Genomic DNA, 16,732 nt, shown 5'->3' with positions numbered 1-16,732 from the left:
TCAGTCACTAAGCTAATTTTCAATCAGGAATAAATTGTTGAATCAAACTGAACATGAAATCAGAAAGCAAAACCTTATTAAAAGATTGTAAATATAATGATCTTTGCTTACCACCATACTTCACCTTAGAATCTAGGTGTGTCAAGTTAAGGCAACACTCTCTGTAACTGTGGATCAAACTCTGTAAGAACAACAATTACACTGTAATACAGAAAGTAACTTTTATACAAAAACTATTTGGAAGTGATTATACTATGGCTTAACCTCAATTCTGCATCAGGATTCTAAAATACATGAATGAGCGCATTGTAGGTGATAGCCAGCAAAACTGCACGACTCAACTCTCCTCTTTTTAAGGCGAGGGTACGCTACAACGTGGCTAGAGTATTTTTTTACTCACCAACTGGAAATCTGCTGTAAGTAAAAAGTAATTTTATCAGGTTCTACTATGCTTGCAAGGCTTACGTAAAAATACATACGATAGGGACAAATACCCTATGGGTGATGCTTGAACCTATCTATTATGACCAAGGTTGGGACGGTCTACTACTATTTCTAAGATACAAGGTTGGGTGAAGCGGAGCGCAACCCAACATATATCAGAATGTTGGGTTACACAAAGCCTCCACCAAACCTACAATTTTTTGCTAGCAATTCCCATTGGTCTCGGTCAGGTTACTGGAGTATGCTTTACTCATCGTTCTCAATGGTGCTGTCTATACGTATTTACAGCTTATGTATGCCCTGAGAGCTTTTTTACTCAACTTGAAACTTTTCAAACATCCTCTTAACTCGACTTTATCCATTTTTTTTGCAACGTGAACGCTATAGCTGAAACCTTTGTGGAATCGTAGTTTTACTTTTTTAACTTCATCCATAATCTGTGACGTGGAAAAAGTATTTGCCAAAAAGCCAGGGTTTTTGCCGAATAAAGAAAGCCAAGTTTTTAATTTTGGATAAAGTCGAGCTTAAGGGGGATCTCAAAATGCCTAAAGTCACAGCAAAACAGTGTTCAAACAACCTCTAAGAAGAAAATCAAGCTTTGGGCTATTTTTTGCGTAATCCGGATTTCTCACGATACTGTAGGCAGGGGAGTGTGGGGAGTGTGCGGGGTCAGATTTCTTCCCCATCCTCCCACACCTCCCACACCTCCCACACCTCCCACACCTCCCACACTTCCCACACTTCCCACACTTCCCACACTTCCCACACTTCCCACACTCCTGGATTTCTCACTTGTGAGAAATCCAGGGTAAGTCCTGTTGAGCTAATCGCTGCTTAATAGATTCAAGCAATCGTTCTGGATGCTTGGAAAAATAAAAGATTTTTAAGAAGGTAAAATTTATATTCCTAGCTAACAAAATCTGCCATTGTTCTATCAAAGATAGTGTTTTAATATAATCATTAAATAATTTTTCAATTCGCGCTAAACTGCTTCCTGTTGCAGAATCATCAAATGTTTTAGTTCCTGGATAATATCTAAAGTTACCCCAAGCTTCATTGAAATATTTAACCTTAGATGAACAAACAGCTTTCAAAAGGAAATCTATATCCATTGAATAATGATCTTCTACTTTATAGAGTCCAATTTTTTGATGTAATGATTTATGATAGAAGTAAGCAGATGGATTTACTGGAAAAGAAGCATCGATAATTCCATCATCATTAAGTCGTCTTCCTAATAGTAAATCTATTGTTCGTAATTGGCTAGGTTTATTAATAAACATTAGCTGCTCTTTCTGATTAATGATATTACAGTTACCAACAATCAAGCTATGTTCTGGTAAAGTTTGGAAAATCTCACAGATGCGGTTAAGAAGATTTATCTCATAAAAATCATCAACATTTAAAACACCAATAATCTCTCCTCGTGCCATAGCAATTCCTTTGTTCATAGCGTCAGATTGTCCTTTGTCCTTTTCACTAATCCAACGTATGTGGGGATATTGATTGGCTTTATCTTTAATAATGTCTACTGTCTTGTCACCTGAACCTCCATCAACAATGATATGCTCTACTTCTAAACAATTTTGGTCAATGACAACTTGAAGGCAAGATTCTATAAATTTCTCACCGTTATAAACTGGTGTAATTATACTAATCATTAGCAAGGGTCTTTTATGCGTATTGCAAACAAAAATAATTCAAATACTTGAATTGATCTCCGATCATATAGTTCCCAATTGGCACAAGTCTATAACGTGACTAACATCAGTGTAAATACGTAAATTGTGTTCGCGTATGTAAGTGATAAATGGAAATTTGTCTAAGGGTATTTCTGATCAATGACAAGATACAACTATTTGATGAAGTGTAGCGATCAATAGAATTCTTGAGATTTAATTGAGGCATTGAGAAGGTCATAGAAACGGAGGTTGTTTTTTGCCAATCCTCCGTTTCTGATATTTCTATTGTCACTCAAAAATGAATAGGCAAAGTGCTGCAAAAAGTTTAGGTAACATTTTGTAGCCTACTGGCAACTTCTGATGTTTGTCCAATGGTATTAAATCGAGAGAGGGTGCTATTCCTCTTGTACATCAACCCAGATACTACCTTCTTCCACACGAAGAGGAAACACCGGCAACGCCTTTGGTTGTGAAACCAACGAGAGTACCTTGCCTACAGCAGGTGGCCAAGAACACCAGTCTTGTACTTCACCAGTCCGCAGGTCAAAAGCACTGTGATGGAAAGAACAAACAATTGCTCCATCTTTTATTTTGCCACTTTTCAGAGGTAATTTTAAGTGAGGGCAGGTGTTATCTACAGCATAAAGCTGATTTTCGTGATTCAAAAGCAGAATTTTACGGTTGCCAACTTTCACCACTTCTCGCGTACCTGGGGAAAGTGCTTCGACTGCAAGAACTTTAGTCCAGCTCATTAGGTTCTCCTCTCCTAATATATCTGCTTTCAGTTTCTCGCAATTGTGACCAGTGCGATCGCCTTTCAGTACTAAGGAAAAGTCAGTAGATTGCAAACTTCTCCCGAAAAAGCGATATCTACGATGAGCTTTGCTCACCTTGGCGACATAGAACCGCTATAAAATCTTACAGTAAACTTCATTTACACACTGAATAAACTGGTTTCTGGGTAAACTAAAAAAAGCACTTTCTATCCTTGCATCATCAAGCTTGTAGCTGATCACAGACAATATTGAGGGATATAAAAAATGATTAAGACAAGTTACGAATTTGACCAGTCTATTCTTCCCGCCGGATCTTCATTAAAGACTAATATTCTGCTACGTTTTCGTCCTGACATAGCTGAATCTCCCCGACGGAACCTTAACCTTTCTCTTGTAATTGACCGTTCCGGCTCTATGGCAGGTGCTGCCTTACATCATGCACTCAAAGCTGCTGAGTCTGTGGTTGATCAACTTGAGCCAGATGACATTCTCTCAGTAGTTGTTTACGACGATGAAGTAGACAGCGTTGTGCCACCCCAAGCTGTAACTAACAAAGCCACACTGAAAGATTCTATCCGCAAAGTGAGAGCAGGCGGTATTACCAACTTATCGGGGGGATGGCTCAAAGGCTGTGAACACGTCAAAACGCGACTCGATCCGCAAAAAATCAACCGTGTTCTCTTACTTACCGATGGTCACGCCAATATGGGCATTCAAGACCCCAAGGTACTAACGGCAACATCAGGGCAAAAAGCTGAGGAAGGTATCACCACAACTACATTAGGTTTTGCTCAGGGTTTTAATGAAGACCTGCTGATTGGTATGGCAAGGGCTGCCAGGGGAAACTTCTATTTCATTCAAAGCATTGATGAAGCAAGTGAAGTGTTTAGTATTGAGCTAGACAGTCTTAGAGCAGTAGTAGGACAAAACCTCACAGTGAAACTTGAGTTGGCTGAAGGTGTCAGTCTTGTTGATACTTTAAGTCTTGCAAAAGTTAGCCAGAATGATGCTGGTCAGGCTGTTATCAGCTTGGGAGAGCTTTACGAGGGTGAAGACAAACTTCTCGGTTTAAGTTTGGTGATATCAAGCGCTCAAATTGGTGAGTTACCTGTGATGAAACTGCATTACAGCGCTGACGTTATCCAAAATGACCTCATTCAAAACGTTTCAGGCACAGCAGATATTATCGCCAAAGTTGGCACTGTTGAGGAAGCCGCTTTTGCCTCTACAAGCCATATCACTCTTGAACTGAGCCGCCTCACCATCGCTAAGGCTAAAGAGACTGCACTTGATTTAGCTGAACATGGCAGACACCAGGAAGCGGAAGAAACCCTGCGTACCCTGGTGAAAGATTTGCGGGATAAAGGGTTAAACGAGAATTTTGAAATTGCTGAAGAGATCGATCAGCTTGAGTATTTCGCAAGTCGAATCGCCCAAAAAGCTCTAGGTAATGCTGGACGTAAAGAATTGCGAGATCAGTCTTACCAGACAATGAACCGTAATCGCAATGATCTGGTGGGGCGCGGTGTTACTGCTGGTGATGAAGTGTACGCAATGCCGGTTGTCAATGAAGTTGGCTTAGGTGTTGAACTTTATTGCGTTCGTGAAGGGGGTAAACTACGGGTCAAAGTCATATCTGAAGGCTACGATTCAGCCAAAAATGTCCAGTTTCCCCGGAGTATTCGGGCAGAAGGAGCAAGATACGTTGTTGAAGGGCTGGAACTTTCAAGCGATCGCACTTTCTATCGTGTACGTGGCAATATCACTCGTTTTGCTCAACCCGGTGAAGCAGATATCTTCGTTGCCCCTAGACAATCGAATATAGCTTATACAGGCAAAGCCTCTAAAGGGCCTGCTAGTGCTGCCGATCTTCCCACAACTGATGTTGTCAAAGATGGCATTCTTGTTCAGTGTGTCAAAGATGGCAGCAAGCTACGCGCTAGAGTGGTTTCTGACGGCTATGAACCAGATTGGAATATGCGTTTTCCGCGATCGGTTCGTGAGGAAGGGATGCTTTATGTTGTTGATGAAGTCAAAACAGCACCTGATGGAAAGTCTTATATTGCGTGTGGTGAAATTAAGCGATTTGTCCAACCCACCACTACCAATTAATTCATAAAATCTCTGCGATCTCTGTGCCTCTGCGGTTCAATAAATTGCTTTTAAACCGCAGAGGCGCAGAGTACACAGAGAAAAGAGGAATTAAAGCTAACTATGCCTCGATCGCAGGGTGATAATCATCTGGGTTATTAAAGCCCGCAATCCAAGCGGCTGCTTGATGGCAACTCCGCATATAAGGGGGAACCCGCAAGATATGAATATGTCCTGTGGATGGACAGGTGACTTTCAATACCATAAGCGGCTCGTCATCCTCAAAAGGGATGTAGACTAGTTGACGTTCTCCCCCAGCATCACGATCGCGGATCAATCCTCCCACTTGCTGCAAAAATGTCTCGTATCCCAGACGCTCAATCAGCACGCGGCGCAACTCAACGTTCTCTATATTGAGGATATCTTGCCCCGTTAAAGACTGGGATTCAAAGGCAATTTTATCTGTCACTTCCACGCCTCGCCAGCGCCAGACAAAACCATGTCCCGCAGATACACTAGTAATCCCACTTCCGGCTAACTCGATCCAATAAGTAACGTGGAGTCCTGTGGGAAGGGTTGTGAGGTTTACACAGTCGCTGATATCAAGACTTTCACAGGTGAGATTTTCAGGTAGATTGTAAAGATCCAACGCACCCCTTAAATCCAGATGGCCTAAAACGCGCATCCCATCCCAGGCGCGATGCTCAAGGATGAGTTTTCGAGCATATTCAGCCGATACAGGCTCGTGGCTTTGGTTTGGGCGCTGCTTAATTGGTTTATTTGGCACACGTCCATTAGACATGATCTTGAGCATTAGTCTACTACCTCCACATAGGCATCAGGGCGATATTCGCGTTGTCTCCAAACGCGGTAAAGCCCTTGTGGTAATTCAATGGCCCGATGTTCTTCATGAACTAAAGTGGCACTTGGTTCTTTAACCTCTAGAAAAAGGTCACTACCATGTACCCACAACTGAACAGCATCAGATTGTTGAATGCGATGGCTGTGTCCTGTAATTTCACCATGAGCGAGAGTAGCACCTACACGCTTCTGAGCGCCGACAGGTAAGCTAGTAATATGTCTAATTAAAACGTCGCCATGTCTGTAGAGAATACTAGCTTGGGAGTTATTACTGTTGTTAAACATCTTTTTTATAAGCTCATCAAATCATTACGTTAGGACTGAGGATTTAAATCCTATAGTCAGATTAGATCCTGTTGTAAGCTAATCAGCTCTACTGTTTAGTTTAAACTTCTATCTGTGCATTTGATTCATCTCCATTTTGAGAAACTTTTTCTGTGCCGCATTGTACCGGAGTTACTCCTGTACCTTGAGTCAGCCCGTGCTTAGTTGTCGTGTCGTAGGTATTGTTATCAGTATTAGCTTTAGTATAAGTATCGTTAAAAATTGTGTCAGCTGCTGAGGTTGTTTTGCCAAGCAGCTTTTTGTGTAAATCTTTAAAAGCCTTCTCGTCAATACTAATGTGCCCATTTTCGTGCTGATCCAGAGCGCTATAAAACCTTGCCCATTCTGTTTTTACGGGTTCGCATTGTTTGTCAAGTTCAGTCCAGACGGGCATTGCCTTAGTTTCTGTAACTAAAACGTCTGCTTCATAGATAATTTCAGCAGAGCGATCGTCAGCTTGGTAAGTTTTGACAGTTTTCTCTGGGGCACAAGTAACACTGCCTGCTTCGCCCTTTCCTTGTGATGTTAAGTTTGTAATTGCTTCGGTGATGTTTTTCCCAGAAGCGGTAATTGTAGTATTCTTGTGGTCAATTTTGGTTGTACCAGTTTTGGGCGGCATACCATTAGATGCCTGGTCAAGAGGGACTGGTGCTGTGGATGTATCGCTTTGTTTTTGCACCTTGCCTGTTTGCTGTACTACACGGGTTAATTCATGGGCTGTCAACTCGTTATTACCAGGTGATTTCCCTGCACCAAAGTAAACATCACTACCATGAGTAAATGCCTGCGCTCCCAACGACTGACTCATCTGCATAGCATTAGAGTCAGTATGTACTCGCACATTGTTAAAGTTACTACCAAAGCGTGGTTCCATAAACTCTTGCACTTCGGCAGATAACGGGCTTCCCCCACCCTTACTACTATTTAACTGACTCTCAATGTTATTCTCACTCTGGACGCTGCCATCAGTCGCCCGTTGTAGTGATAGCTTAGTTTGTACTTCCTCTTGTTGCTCACAAGCTGCACATTTTCGTTGCATGATATCTTGTGAACCCATCTCACCCAAATTTATCTTTGGCTCAGGCTTAGTCATCCAGATGATTTTGTTAGCAACCGAGTCGGCTTCCTGCTCATACTGGTCTCCTGGCTGGCTAACTGTAAGTTGCGGCTGTGGACGACGCAAAGAGATGCGACTAATGTCGTGAACAAGAGGCTTTTCTTTGATAGATTCTGGTTCTAATGATTGCTCATCAGCAGACTGGGCTTCTTGAAGGTCGCCCGTTACCTCAGTGACTGTTTCGAGTGGAGTATTATTTGTTGGTAAACCAAAACCGCGTGTCGCATTTGCCAATGTGGGAATAGTTGATGAGACAAGCGATGGATTTGTAAAATTTGACGTACCTGCGTTGTGTTGCCGAAAAGTGCGATCGCTCATTTCTCACTTCCTACATTAATTTAGCTAAAACCAATTCCCTGAGAAGCAGCGTGGCATTAAGGAATTTTTCTTTCAAGCACCTTCTAAAATCACCTTGACAACTGGCTTTGTGAGCAATGGGCAGTGGTCATTGTGGAGCATCTGCCGAAGTTAAAGAAGTTAAGCTAACTTTTTTAACTTCGGTTGATACAGAATTGAATATATATGAAAGTAAAGTTATGGCACTTATAGCCATTGATAAATAAGTTGTTCATTTGTGTTGCTGTTCTTCCTTTAGCTTTGTCGGAGAACCCACATTAACCGACATCACGCGAGGCGAAATGTGATTAAATATCTAAATATTATGAAGCTTGAGTATTACAAACAGTACTTAGATGGGGTAAATCTAGCAAGCGTGTCATGAGGGGCAAGTAGTACAAAATCTGAGTTTGTAATATGAAAGGATATGGCTCAAAACCTTATCCTTTTGTTTTCCCGTTGTGGTAACTTGGGGCAGATGAGCGCGAACTATGTCTAGACAATTCAAGAGACACTGATAACTTAAAATCATATACAGCAACACTTTCAGTTTATTTTGCCCCTCATAACATGCTGACTAGATTTACCCAATCAGTTTCATTTAAACTTTTTTACACGTAATTTTATACGTATAAAAAAGGATGCATTTATAGAAATCTAAGCCGAAATTTGGCTCCAATTACGAGATTCAGGTTTAGCTCCAGGAGTCTCCTTCTTTTTGTCAGACCTTAAATATACAAAAACAGGATGTTTTATCAACGTTAATATCGCAGGGAAATCGAAACGGAAATATTTAGGAGTTATGCCCTAAGGAGGATGATTTATCCTCACAAACTTAGACCTTTTAGAATATGCATAGTTCAGATTTTTGTCACAGCTTTGTAATATCTCTGTCAATATGATATCTTATCTTAAAACTTGAGTTTAAAAAATAGGCTTACTCCCTACTATACTAAACCCACAAACCAGGGCGTTAGTTTGAGACTTTAATTATTCTTTAAAAAGAACGTAGAGGTTAACGCCCATGAAGCAACTACAGGTACTAATGCTAGGGCCTAGTTTAGAACAAAATGGAGGAATAGCAACGGTTGAAAAACTGATAATTAAGCATAATCTTCCTCAGTTCAAAATACAACATATAAGCACCCATGATGAAGGCTCAATTACCTACAGAGTAATTGTTTTCGCCAAAGCTCTAGCTACATTTTTATGGAAATTATCAAGTCAAGAAATAGATATAGTACACATTCAGATTTCCGATGGTGGTAGCATTTTCCGAAAAGCGATTTGCTGTGTTATTGCCTTTCTCTTTGATAAGCCCGTCTTGATGCACACTCATGGTGCCGAATTTCATCTAACTTACGCTAAACTTCCTCAAATAGTACAGAAAGTTTTAAGTAAAGTATTTCAGCACTGCCAAGGGTTTGTTGTTCTTTCAGAAAGTTGGCAAGATTACTATGTGTTAAATCTAGGTTTAAATCCCAAGCAAGTTATTGTCTTGCCTAATCCATGCGAATTACCTACAGAGGTTCCTGAACGAAAAAATCGGACTCAAATAAGTTTGGTCTGTTGTGGGCGAGTTGGTCAACGCAAGGGGACATTTGATTTAATTAAGGCATTTGCTAACCTGCCAAATCATCAAAAAAAATATACTCAGCTAATTCTGGCAGGAGATGGTGAAATTGAAAAAGCGCAGCAGTTGGCTGCTAGTCTCAACCTTTCAGACCAGGTAACTTTTCTGGGTTGGATTAATTCCGAAAAACGGGATGAAGTTTTGTCACAAGCAGATGTGTTTATTTTGCCTTCTTACAACGAGGGTCTGCCTCTGGCGATTTTAGAAGCTATGGGTTGGAGTTTACCCGTGATTGCAACCCCTGTTGGAGGGATTTCTGAACTAGTGATTTCAAATCAAAATGGTCTGCTAGTTACCCCAGGAAACATCAAACAGTTATCCTCAGCGATGGAATTGTTGATTGAAAATGAGAATTTACGACTTTATTTGGGCAGTAATGCTAGGAAAAATGTCGAACCTTTAGATATTAAAAATTGCTCCATTCGTTTAGCCGATATCTATAACTCATTATCACAATTTAATTAACTTTAGGTATTAATGAGAATTAATATTTGTGGAGTCGAAATTGACAAATATAGTTTTGATGAAGTTGTGGAACAAATCATTAACCATGCGCTCTCCCAGAGGAAACCAGAATATGTCGTTACTCCTAATGCCATGCATATTGTTACCTTACAGAAGGATGTCGATTTTCAAGAGATTTATCGCAAGGCTTTTTTAGTAGTGCCAGACGGGGTGTCACTGCTGTGGGCGGCTAAGTTTTTACAAATTCCCCTTTCCGGTAGAGTGAATGGTACAGATTTGTTCGAGAAACTCTGCGCCATTGCTTCTGAAAAAGGATTAAAGGTATTTTTATTAGGAGGTCGCCCTGGTTCTGCCGAAAAAGCGAAAAAAACTCTTGTTGCTAGACATCCAAGTTTGCAGATTGTTGGGACTTACTGTCCTCCCTACGGGTTTGAGTCTCAGCTAACAGAATTAAATTCAATCAACTCAACAATTATAGAGGCGGCTCCCGATATTCTATTTGTAGGTTTGGGAGCACCTAAACAAGAAAAATGGATAGCTGCCAATTATTTGTATTTAGGTGTGCCGATTTCTATAGGTATTGGGGTTAGCTTTGAGTTGGTTAGCAATATGGTGACAAGAGCACCAGTTTGGATGCAAAAAGCAGGTTTTGAATGGTTATTTCGGCTTCTAGTTGAACCCTCCCGCTTATGGAAGCGTTATCTATTTGGTAATTATACTTTTATTGGTTTGCTAATCAAACAGCGTCTAGGATTGTTTAAGAGACTTTCAAATACAAAAAGATCGGATCGTTTTTAGAAGATGTTTGTCAAGTATTTTTCTTAACATCAAAACCTGAGAACTTTGATAAGTTTTCGTTTTTTCTGTAGGTTATAAGACATATCAAATGCTTATTCGACATTCTCTCGTTGATAGTTGCACTACTCAGAAGTTATTATGAATAACTATCAATTAAGAAATACCTCCATCTTGGCTCAATGCTAAATAGTTAGTCTGCGATGCCTGCGGTGTTCTCGTTGCGATCGCAGTTATTGTCCAAGCCATGACTGAAAATTAGCTGTATCTCTGACTGCGTTAGAACTTTGGCGCTAAGTGCCGATTGATTTTCATTGGCAGACTGTTGACCCTGCGATCCACAGCCTACAATGATTTGACACCTGATAACCTGAAGTTAGTGAAAAAATAAAAACACGCTTTCCAAGGAAAAATTCAAAATGTTTTTTGTAATACAGTAAAAATACTGAAATTATTACGAGAAACTCTTGTTTTCTAAACGCGATCGCACTTTCCCCCAATCGCATCTCCATACCTTAATCTTTTACTGTTCCAAGCTTCCCGACTATGCGATCAAGAATTTTAATTCTCTGCTGGACATGGACGTGCATCTCTTTGCTTCTAATCCACCACCGCGCGATGGATTAACCGCCCGCTAATAGAGCGATTGCGGTTCACTAAATCCTAGTGTTAATTGATAGGATAGGTGCGTGGAGAGAGGAGGCAATACCTACAGTGGCAAGCTACGCTGCCAACCCCTTCACCTAATAAGAGAAATGTTTAGACCTGAATCCTTACGAAATGGTAAGCTATAAGTTTTGAGATGAAACTCTAATTGCCGGCTTGCCATCTAGCAAAGTTAGGGTCAGACAACACTTTCCGATTAAGTCAGAATTCCAACAGTAGATTGTAACTCCTCCGTAACAGCAAGAAAACTCTTTAAGCGTTTGTGGTAAGTCTTGAAAAGTAATATTTGTTTGAACTGAATTCACTGCCGAAAGAGCTTCTGCTAGTATAAATATTGAACCGATTTCACCTAATCTTCTGTTTTCTAGCGAAATAGTATTGCCAAATGCAAGTTGATCTAGTTCCAATTCTGTAATCTGTAATCCTATAAGTTTCATCCCTTTCTGAACTTCGCTTGTTTCTAGACCTTTTTTTAATTGTGTTAACTTAGATACAGTAGACATAGTTTTTAAAGCTGTAATAATAAAAAATTAGGTTTATAGGTTTGAATGATTTTGAAAAGCATTGGTTTACATCTGTCATTGTGCAAATAATTTTGGCTCTTGGTAACTTTTAGTAATTATAAAAAATTACGCAGTTTAACGTAGGAAGAAGTTCGTGCAAGCCTTGCCGAAAGACTAGGCGAAATAGTTTTAAACCTGATTCTCTATGTTTGTGGAACTTGGTAACAAAGGCTAAAATCCAACTTCAAGACAAGATTGTGATGCAGATTTTTTATAACCTTTGCACCGCAAGAACATAAAGTTTTATATCCCTCTAAATCTCCCTTTTTAAGGGAGATTTAGATTCCGGCTCCTCCTTTTTTAAGGGGGGATCTAAAAGTGCCTAAAGGCACAACAAAACACTTTTCAAACAACCTATTAGTAGTGCAATACTTAGATTTCTGCTTCTATTTTTTCTATTGCTGAAGCTGGCACCTGTATTTGTTTTCTTCGGTCTAAATTCCCTATTTTTTGGTGTGAAAGTAGCCATTTTGACAACTCATTATCTTGCTATCTTTGCTCCCCAACTTTATGTCTAGTGCTTTCTTTTTGCTAAGTTGACATCAATGAAAGCTACTAAGGATTATTCTACTAGGGCTTGAGAGTTCAATTTTTTTATTAGCAACAGGACAGCTAAAGATTTAAGGAAGTCCTAAACCACTACTAACTTTAGATGGAGATGAATATGTTTAATAGCTCACCAATGAGATAGCTTTTGGCTTTAGATTTGTACTATTGTTGTGAGACGAACGACCAAAGAATTTACTTAGGGCAGTTATTTCGTGCATTAATTCTTTAAATCCTTCCAATGTCAGTGATTGAGGTCCATCTGAAAGTGCTTTAGCTGGATTGGGGTGAACTTCAATCATCAAGGAATCTGCACCAGCAGCTATTGATGCCATTGTCATAGTTGGCACAAATTCGGACTTACCTGTGGCATGACTAGGATCAATCATGATAGGTAAGTGGGTCAGGGTTCGCAAAACTGGAATTGCAGATATATCAAGCGTGTTTCTTGTAAACTGTCGGTCAAAGGTGCGAATTCCTCGCTCACATAGTATAACGTTTGGATTACCTCCGGCTAAAATATATTCTGCTGACATCAACCAATCTTCGATAGTGGCTGACAGTCCCCGCTTCAGTAGCACTGGCTTAGTGGTAGCTCCTAGTTTTTTGAGAAGTGAAAAATTTTGCATATTGCGGGCCCCAATTTGCAACACATCTGCTACTTCGATGAGCTTGTCTAAGTCATCTGTGTCCATGATTTCTGTAATGATTCCTAAACCTGTAGCTTCTTTAGCTTTTGCTAACAAAGCTAGAGCGCTCTCACCGTGACCTTGGAAAGCATAAGGTGATGTACGGGGTTTATATGCTCCACCACGTAAAAATTGTACACCGCATTCTTTTACCGCTTGGGCTGTCTCGACGATCATTTCTTCGTTTTCTACCGAGCAAGGGCCTGCAACTACAACTACAGGATGGTTTTGCCCAAAAGTTATAGGCCCATTAGGTGTTGGTACTACAACCTCACTATGTTCTCCGTAACGAAATTCTAAAGAAGCTCGTTTGAAAGGCTTTTTAATCCTAATTACTTGCTCTATAAAAGGGTTCAAATTTTGAATCTGGCGTGGATCAAGTTCTGAGGTATCTCCCACCAAACCGATTACTACTTTATGATGACCTACACAGATTTCTGGTGTAAGTTCATGGCGACGAATTTCTTCATTTACTTGTTCTATTTCCGCAGATGGGGTGAAGGGTTTCATTACAATAATCACAAGTTTATCTACTCCTTAAATAGGGCAAAAATTGATAGTTTTTAGCGAAAAAGTTGATCTAGTTCCGCTATTCTGTTGTTAAATATTAATCAGTTAAATATTGTAAGTTTATGCAACTAGAGAAAAATTATTTTTAGGTCAGGTTCTAGGTCTAGCGTACCAAAAGTTCCCTTCCCTTATGGTCATAAACATTGCCATAAGGGAAAAAGAATGAGATAGTCTAACCTTGACAGAGCTAACCTTAACTTTTACGTTTTTAAGGTTTTGAGATGTTCGCTATACCATGTCAAGGTGTGTCGGATAGCTTCACGTAAAGGGGTAGCATGGTTGCCAAATGCTTGAACGTATTTATCATGATTTACAACAAATGGCTCATCAAACTCATACATCATTTCGACGGTTTCACGAGCTTCTGGAATAAAAATCCCGCCTAGTCGCATCATGAACTTACCCATTTTACTGATTTTTGGTGGGTGTCCAGCTTCCTCAAAAGCTATGTTGATAAATTGTCGAGTAGTGATAGTCTCAGCGTTAGGTACGTGCCAAATTTGACCCAATGCTTTATCCTGTTCCCCTAACACCACTAATGCCTTGCCAAAGTCATCAATAAAGGTATAAGTATGAGGGAGGTCAATTTCACCGATCGCTGATGCAGGCTTCCCAGTCAGTACAGAGGGGAAAATGCGATCGCCCATTACAGAATCAAGTACTAGTGGCCCATAGAAGTCCGATGCTCGACCAATAGCAACTCGTACAATACCTCTACGGTGTGCATCCAAAAGCGCCTCTGCTATCTGCCCACGGACGCGCCCTTTGCGGGTGGTTGCAGCATTCGGCATATCTTCCCGCAACGCACCATTGACAGGGCCATACATATAGAGATTATCTCCCACAACAAGCTTTGCGCCACTGGTGGCTACCCCTTCGACAATGCTAGCTTGCAATGAGGGAAAAAACTCTGGCCATTGGGTGTAGGGTGGTTGGGCACATTGGTAAACGACTGTCGCCCCAGTAGTAACCGCTCGTGTATTTTCGGAATTATAAGCATCGCTGGCGATGATTTCCACATTAGAGGGTATGTCTGCTTTACCACTGCGGTTAATCATACGCACCCGTTTGTTCCGAGCTAGCAGTTCGCGCATGACGGCTTGTGCTAGGGGGCCAGTACCAAAAATTACATGGAGTTCTTCTGTTGTGTTCATGGCTTGGTTTTGATATTAGGAGAATTATTTTTTTAGATAATAATGCCAGGCTTCATTTAAACTTGGACGTTTTTGTGTCTTAATAAGGTTATACCTGCGGCCAAAAACCAGAGTTGGAGCATAGTTACTGACACGCTAATAAATGCTCCTAAATCCACCCCAAATAGTTCTATTAATTGAGTTGCTAGAAACAGAGCAGCGACGATCCCAAAGATTCCTAGCCAACGTGGTAGTATTCTTGAACGTAATAAGTAAATTGAGATAATTACTAACCACAATACGGTAAACAGGCTAACACCTAATACTTCACCGACCGAGCCAGCGTAGTCATTGAGGGTTTTATAGACAACAGCGATCGCTTCACGAGTTTGTGCAGAGATTGCAGGGTCAGCATAAACTTGCGCTAAAGCTGGCATTGGTACTAACCAGCGAATAATGCCCAGGCAACGAGTGACAGTAGATGCGATTCCAAAACCTGTTGCCACTTGGAGCCATACAGGGTTGGTTTCCCCATTGCTAACGACACGAGCAGTTAATAAAGCTACTACCCAAAAAAGTAGTGAATAAAGAAGATAAATCAGATAACCAATTCTGACTGGTTCAGCTTTTTTAATTAATAGTGGCAACATGATGCTAGCAGGTTCACCAAGGCTAGCTGGCCAGTTGATTGCTGCACCAAGAATAAAAACCGGCACAAACAGCAGTAGACTTTCAACAATTAATACCAGACCAGCAGTTCGGTAAAGTGCTTTGATAGACATAAAGGAATTTATTTTTGACATGATTACATGAGATAAGGAACACCTGATTAGGTAGTAGAGACGTTGCAATACAATGTCTCTACTTGGAACAATTGGGATAATTTTGATAACTAAAACTAATTATGGGTAATTGTCAGTTCTGTAGTTTCTTGCGCTGGGACACAGCAACCAAAACTCCAAACATAAATATTCCCCAAGAAAAAGAAGCTTCTGGAACTGCTTTCAGCGCAACTGCGCGAATTTGCATCGGGTATGGCAGAAGTATCATATCGTATCCATTCCCGCTTGCAAAATTAATATCCAGTTCTCCAAAGTTCTCGTTAACTATCTGCACTCCACCACCACCAGCATTAACATCATTTAAAAAAGCTGTGGCTAAACCTGCCAGTAATGGATCTAAGTCAGATGCTTCTTTTGCTGCAATTGGGTTGGTAAAACTACTTTCAAAATCATCATCAAATGATGGTGTAGAACCATAATCGACAATTGAATAAAAATCAGAATATCCAAAGTCGACTATTTTAGTATTGCCACTGTAGAGTGCTATTTCAACATCATTTGGATTAGCTTTATAAATTCTTTCCTCAAGCGGTGTATTAGGATCAGCGTACCAATCTTGACCAAATATATCTGCACCTAAATTCCAAGTTTGGTTAAAATCGCGATCGCTCTTTTGACCAAATACAAAGCCAATATCATTGAGTGGGATGCCGTAATTTGTCAGGTACTGACCAAAGGTAGGGAAGCTATTAATGCTAATCAAACTTGTCATTCTGGTAGCACCGCTAGCAGGTTCTTCCGGACTTCCTTGGCGACCAGTTCCGTAATATGGGGCGTTGTTGAAACCGGGGAAATCTCGACGCGAATTCAAACCGATTTCCTTATGACCGTGATCTGGAGCCGAAGGATCTGGATTATAGAAAGGCACAAAACCTTGATTTTCAGTCGGCGATCCATTTAACCCCAGAAAATTACTAGATGCTATTGGTCGTGATTTAATAAATTGTAGTTGGTTGTAGTCAAAGCTTAAGTTTGCGGCTTGAGCTGGTGCAGTTGCAGATAAGGCTACAAAGGTGGTGAGTCCAATAAGTTTAGACAGTTGATAAGTACGCATATTTGAGGTTTTAACGAAGCTTTCTTGACATTTTCAGCATCATATTATCACTGGTGTGATATTTTGTAGAGATACTGCAATCTAGCTTGAAAATAGGGAGTGTGGAAGGCGTACAGACGCGATTAATTGCATCTGTACTAGAGAA

General features: G+C 40.5%; 16 protein-coding genes. 5 read left to right on the top strand and 11 right to left on the bottom strand.

The window, feature by feature from the left end:
* Positions 1-1,072: 1,072 nt before the first annotated feature.
* From ACFFRD_RS34515 to ACFFRD_RS34505, 3 genes are all read right to left on the bottom strand, one after another.
* Complete coding sequence (locus ACFFRD_RS34515) at positions 1,073-1,210, bottom strand: hypothetical protein (RefSeq protein ID WP_392480377.1); 138 nt, start codon at positions 1,208-1,210, stop codon at positions 1,073-1,075.
* 22 nt (positions 1,211-1,232) lie between these two features.
* Positions 1,233-2,105 carry a glycosyltransferase family 2 protein gene (locus ACFFRD_RS34510; protein ID WP_392480375.1) on the bottom strand — a complete coding sequence of 291 codons (873 nt, stop codon included), beginning with the start codon at positions 2,103-2,105 and terminating at the stop codon, positions 1,233-1,235.
* Between the two features lie 416 nt (positions 2,106-2,521).
* Positions 2,522-2,878 carry a Rieske (2Fe-2S) protein gene (locus ACFFRD_RS34505; protein WP_392480374.1) on the bottom strand — a complete coding sequence of 119 codons (357 nt, stop codon included), beginning with the start codon at positions 2,876-2,878 and terminating at the stop codon, positions 2,522-2,524.
* 288 nt (positions 2,879-3,166) lie between these two features.
* On the opposite strand from ACFFRD_RS34505, the gene ACFFRD_RS34500 reads away from it, so the two are divergent.
* Positions 3,167-5,014, top strand: coding sequence for a vWA domain-containing protein (locus ACFFRD_RS34500; protein ID WP_392480372.1), 1,848 nt, complete (start codon positions 3,167-3,169; stop codon positions 5,012-5,014).
* Positions 5,015-5,114: 100 nt separating this feature from the next.
* On the opposite strand, the gene ACFFRD_RS34495 is transcribed toward ACFFRD_RS34500, so the two are convergent.
* The 3 genes from ACFFRD_RS34495 to ACFFRD_RS34485 all read right to left on the bottom strand — a co-directional run bounded on the left by ACFFRD_RS34495 (position 5,115) and on the right by ACFFRD_RS34485 (position 7,613).
* Positions 5,115-5,807 (bottom strand): DUF6745 domain-containing protein, encoded by a 693-nt coding sequence (locus tag ACFFRD_RS34495; protein ID WP_392480371.1) that lies wholly within the window; start codon positions 5,805-5,807, stop codon positions 5,115-5,117.
* The gene (locus ACFFRD_RS34490) at positions 5,807-6,139 is read right to left on the bottom strand and encodes a hypothetical protein (RefSeq protein ID WP_392480369.1); all 333 of its coding nucleotides are present in this window, start codon (positions 6,137-6,139) and stop codon (positions 5,807-5,809) included. Before ACFFRD_RS34490 ends, ACFFRD_RS34495 begins: the two co-directional genes overlap by 1 nt.
* Before the next feature lie 100 nt (positions 6,140-6,239).
* On the bottom strand, positions 6,240-7,613 hold the full coding sequence (locus ACFFRD_RS34485; protein ID WP_392480368.1) for a DUF4157 domain-containing protein: 1,374 nt from the start codon (positions 7,611-7,613) through the stop codon (positions 6,240-6,242).
* A 116-nt stretch (positions 7,614-7,729) separates the two neighbouring features.
* On the opposite strand from ACFFRD_RS34485, the gene ACFFRD_RS34480 reads away from it, so the two are divergent.
* The 4 genes from ACFFRD_RS34480 (at position 7,730) to ACFFRD_RS34465 (ending at position 11,162) form a co-directional block, all read left to right on the top strand.
* Positions 7,730-7,858, top strand: coding sequence for a hypothetical protein (locus ACFFRD_RS34480; RefSeq protein ID WP_392480366.1), 129 nt, complete (start codon positions 7,730-7,732; stop codon positions 7,856-7,858).
* Positions 7,859-8,655: 797 nt separating this feature from the next.
* Positions 8,656-9,729: a glycosyltransferase family 4 protein gene (locus tag ACFFRD_RS34475; protein ID WP_392480364.1), complete on the top strand. Its 1,074-nt coding sequence runs from the start codon at positions 8,656-8,658 to the stop codon at positions 9,727-9,729.
* Between the two features lie 12 nt (positions 9,730-9,741).
* Positions 9,742-10,527, top strand: a complete 786-nt coding sequence (locus ACFFRD_RS34470) for a WecB/TagA/CpsF family glycosyltransferase (protein WP_392480363.1) — start codon at positions 9,742-9,744, stop codon at positions 10,525-10,527.
* Between the two features lie 464 nt (positions 10,528-10,991).
* The gene (locus ACFFRD_RS34465; RefSeq protein ID WP_392480361.1) at positions 10,992-11,162 is read left to right on the top strand and encodes a hypothetical protein; all 171 of its coding nucleotides are present in this window, start codon (positions 10,992-10,994) and stop codon (positions 11,160-11,162) included.
* Between the two features lie 150 nt (positions 11,163-11,312).
* On the opposite strand, the gene ACFFRD_RS34460 is transcribed toward ACFFRD_RS34465, so the two are convergent.
* The 5 genes from ACFFRD_RS34460 to ACFFRD_RS34440 form a co-directional block, all read right to left on the bottom strand.
* Positions 11,313-11,693: a hypothetical protein gene (locus ACFFRD_RS34460; RefSeq protein ID WP_114081766.1), complete on the bottom strand. Its 381-nt coding sequence runs from the start codon at positions 11,691-11,693 to the stop codon at positions 11,313-11,315.
* Positions 11,694-12,421: 728 nt separating this feature from the next.
* Positions 12,422-13,510 (bottom strand): 3-deoxy-7-phosphoheptulonate synthase, encoded by a 1,089-nt coding sequence (gene aroF, locus ACFFRD_RS34455; protein ID WP_163928081.1) that lies wholly within the window; start codon positions 13,508-13,510, stop codon positions 12,422-12,424.
* 248 nt (positions 13,511-13,758) lie between these two features.
* Complete coding sequence (locus ACFFRD_RS34450; RefSeq protein ID WP_392480359.1) at positions 13,759-14,712, bottom strand: SDR family oxidoreductase; 954 nt, start codon at positions 14,710-14,712, stop codon at positions 13,759-13,761.
* A 56-nt stretch (positions 14,713-14,768) separates the two neighbouring features.
* Positions 14,769-15,473: a DUF4386 family protein gene (locus tag ACFFRD_RS34445; protein WP_392480358.1), complete on the bottom strand. Its 705-nt coding sequence runs from the start codon at positions 15,471-15,473 to the stop codon at positions 14,769-14,771.
* A 133-nt stretch (positions 15,474-15,606) separates the two neighbouring features.
* The gene (locus tag ACFFRD_RS34440; protein WP_392480357.1) at positions 15,607-16,587 is read right to left on the bottom strand and encodes a hypothetical protein; all 981 of its coding nucleotides are present in this window, start codon (positions 16,585-16,587) and stop codon (positions 15,607-15,609) included.
* Positions 16,588-16,732: the final 145 nt, after the last annotated feature.

This window comes from Nostoc sp. C110 (genome assembly GCF_043099725.1).
Classification (GTDB): domain Bacteria; phylum Cyanobacteriota; class Cyanobacteriia; order Cyanobacteriales; family Nostocaceae; genus Nostoc; species Nostoc muscorum_A.
Note: the sequence above shows the minus strand (reverse complement) of the source record. Positions and strands in the feature narration are given on the sequence as shown.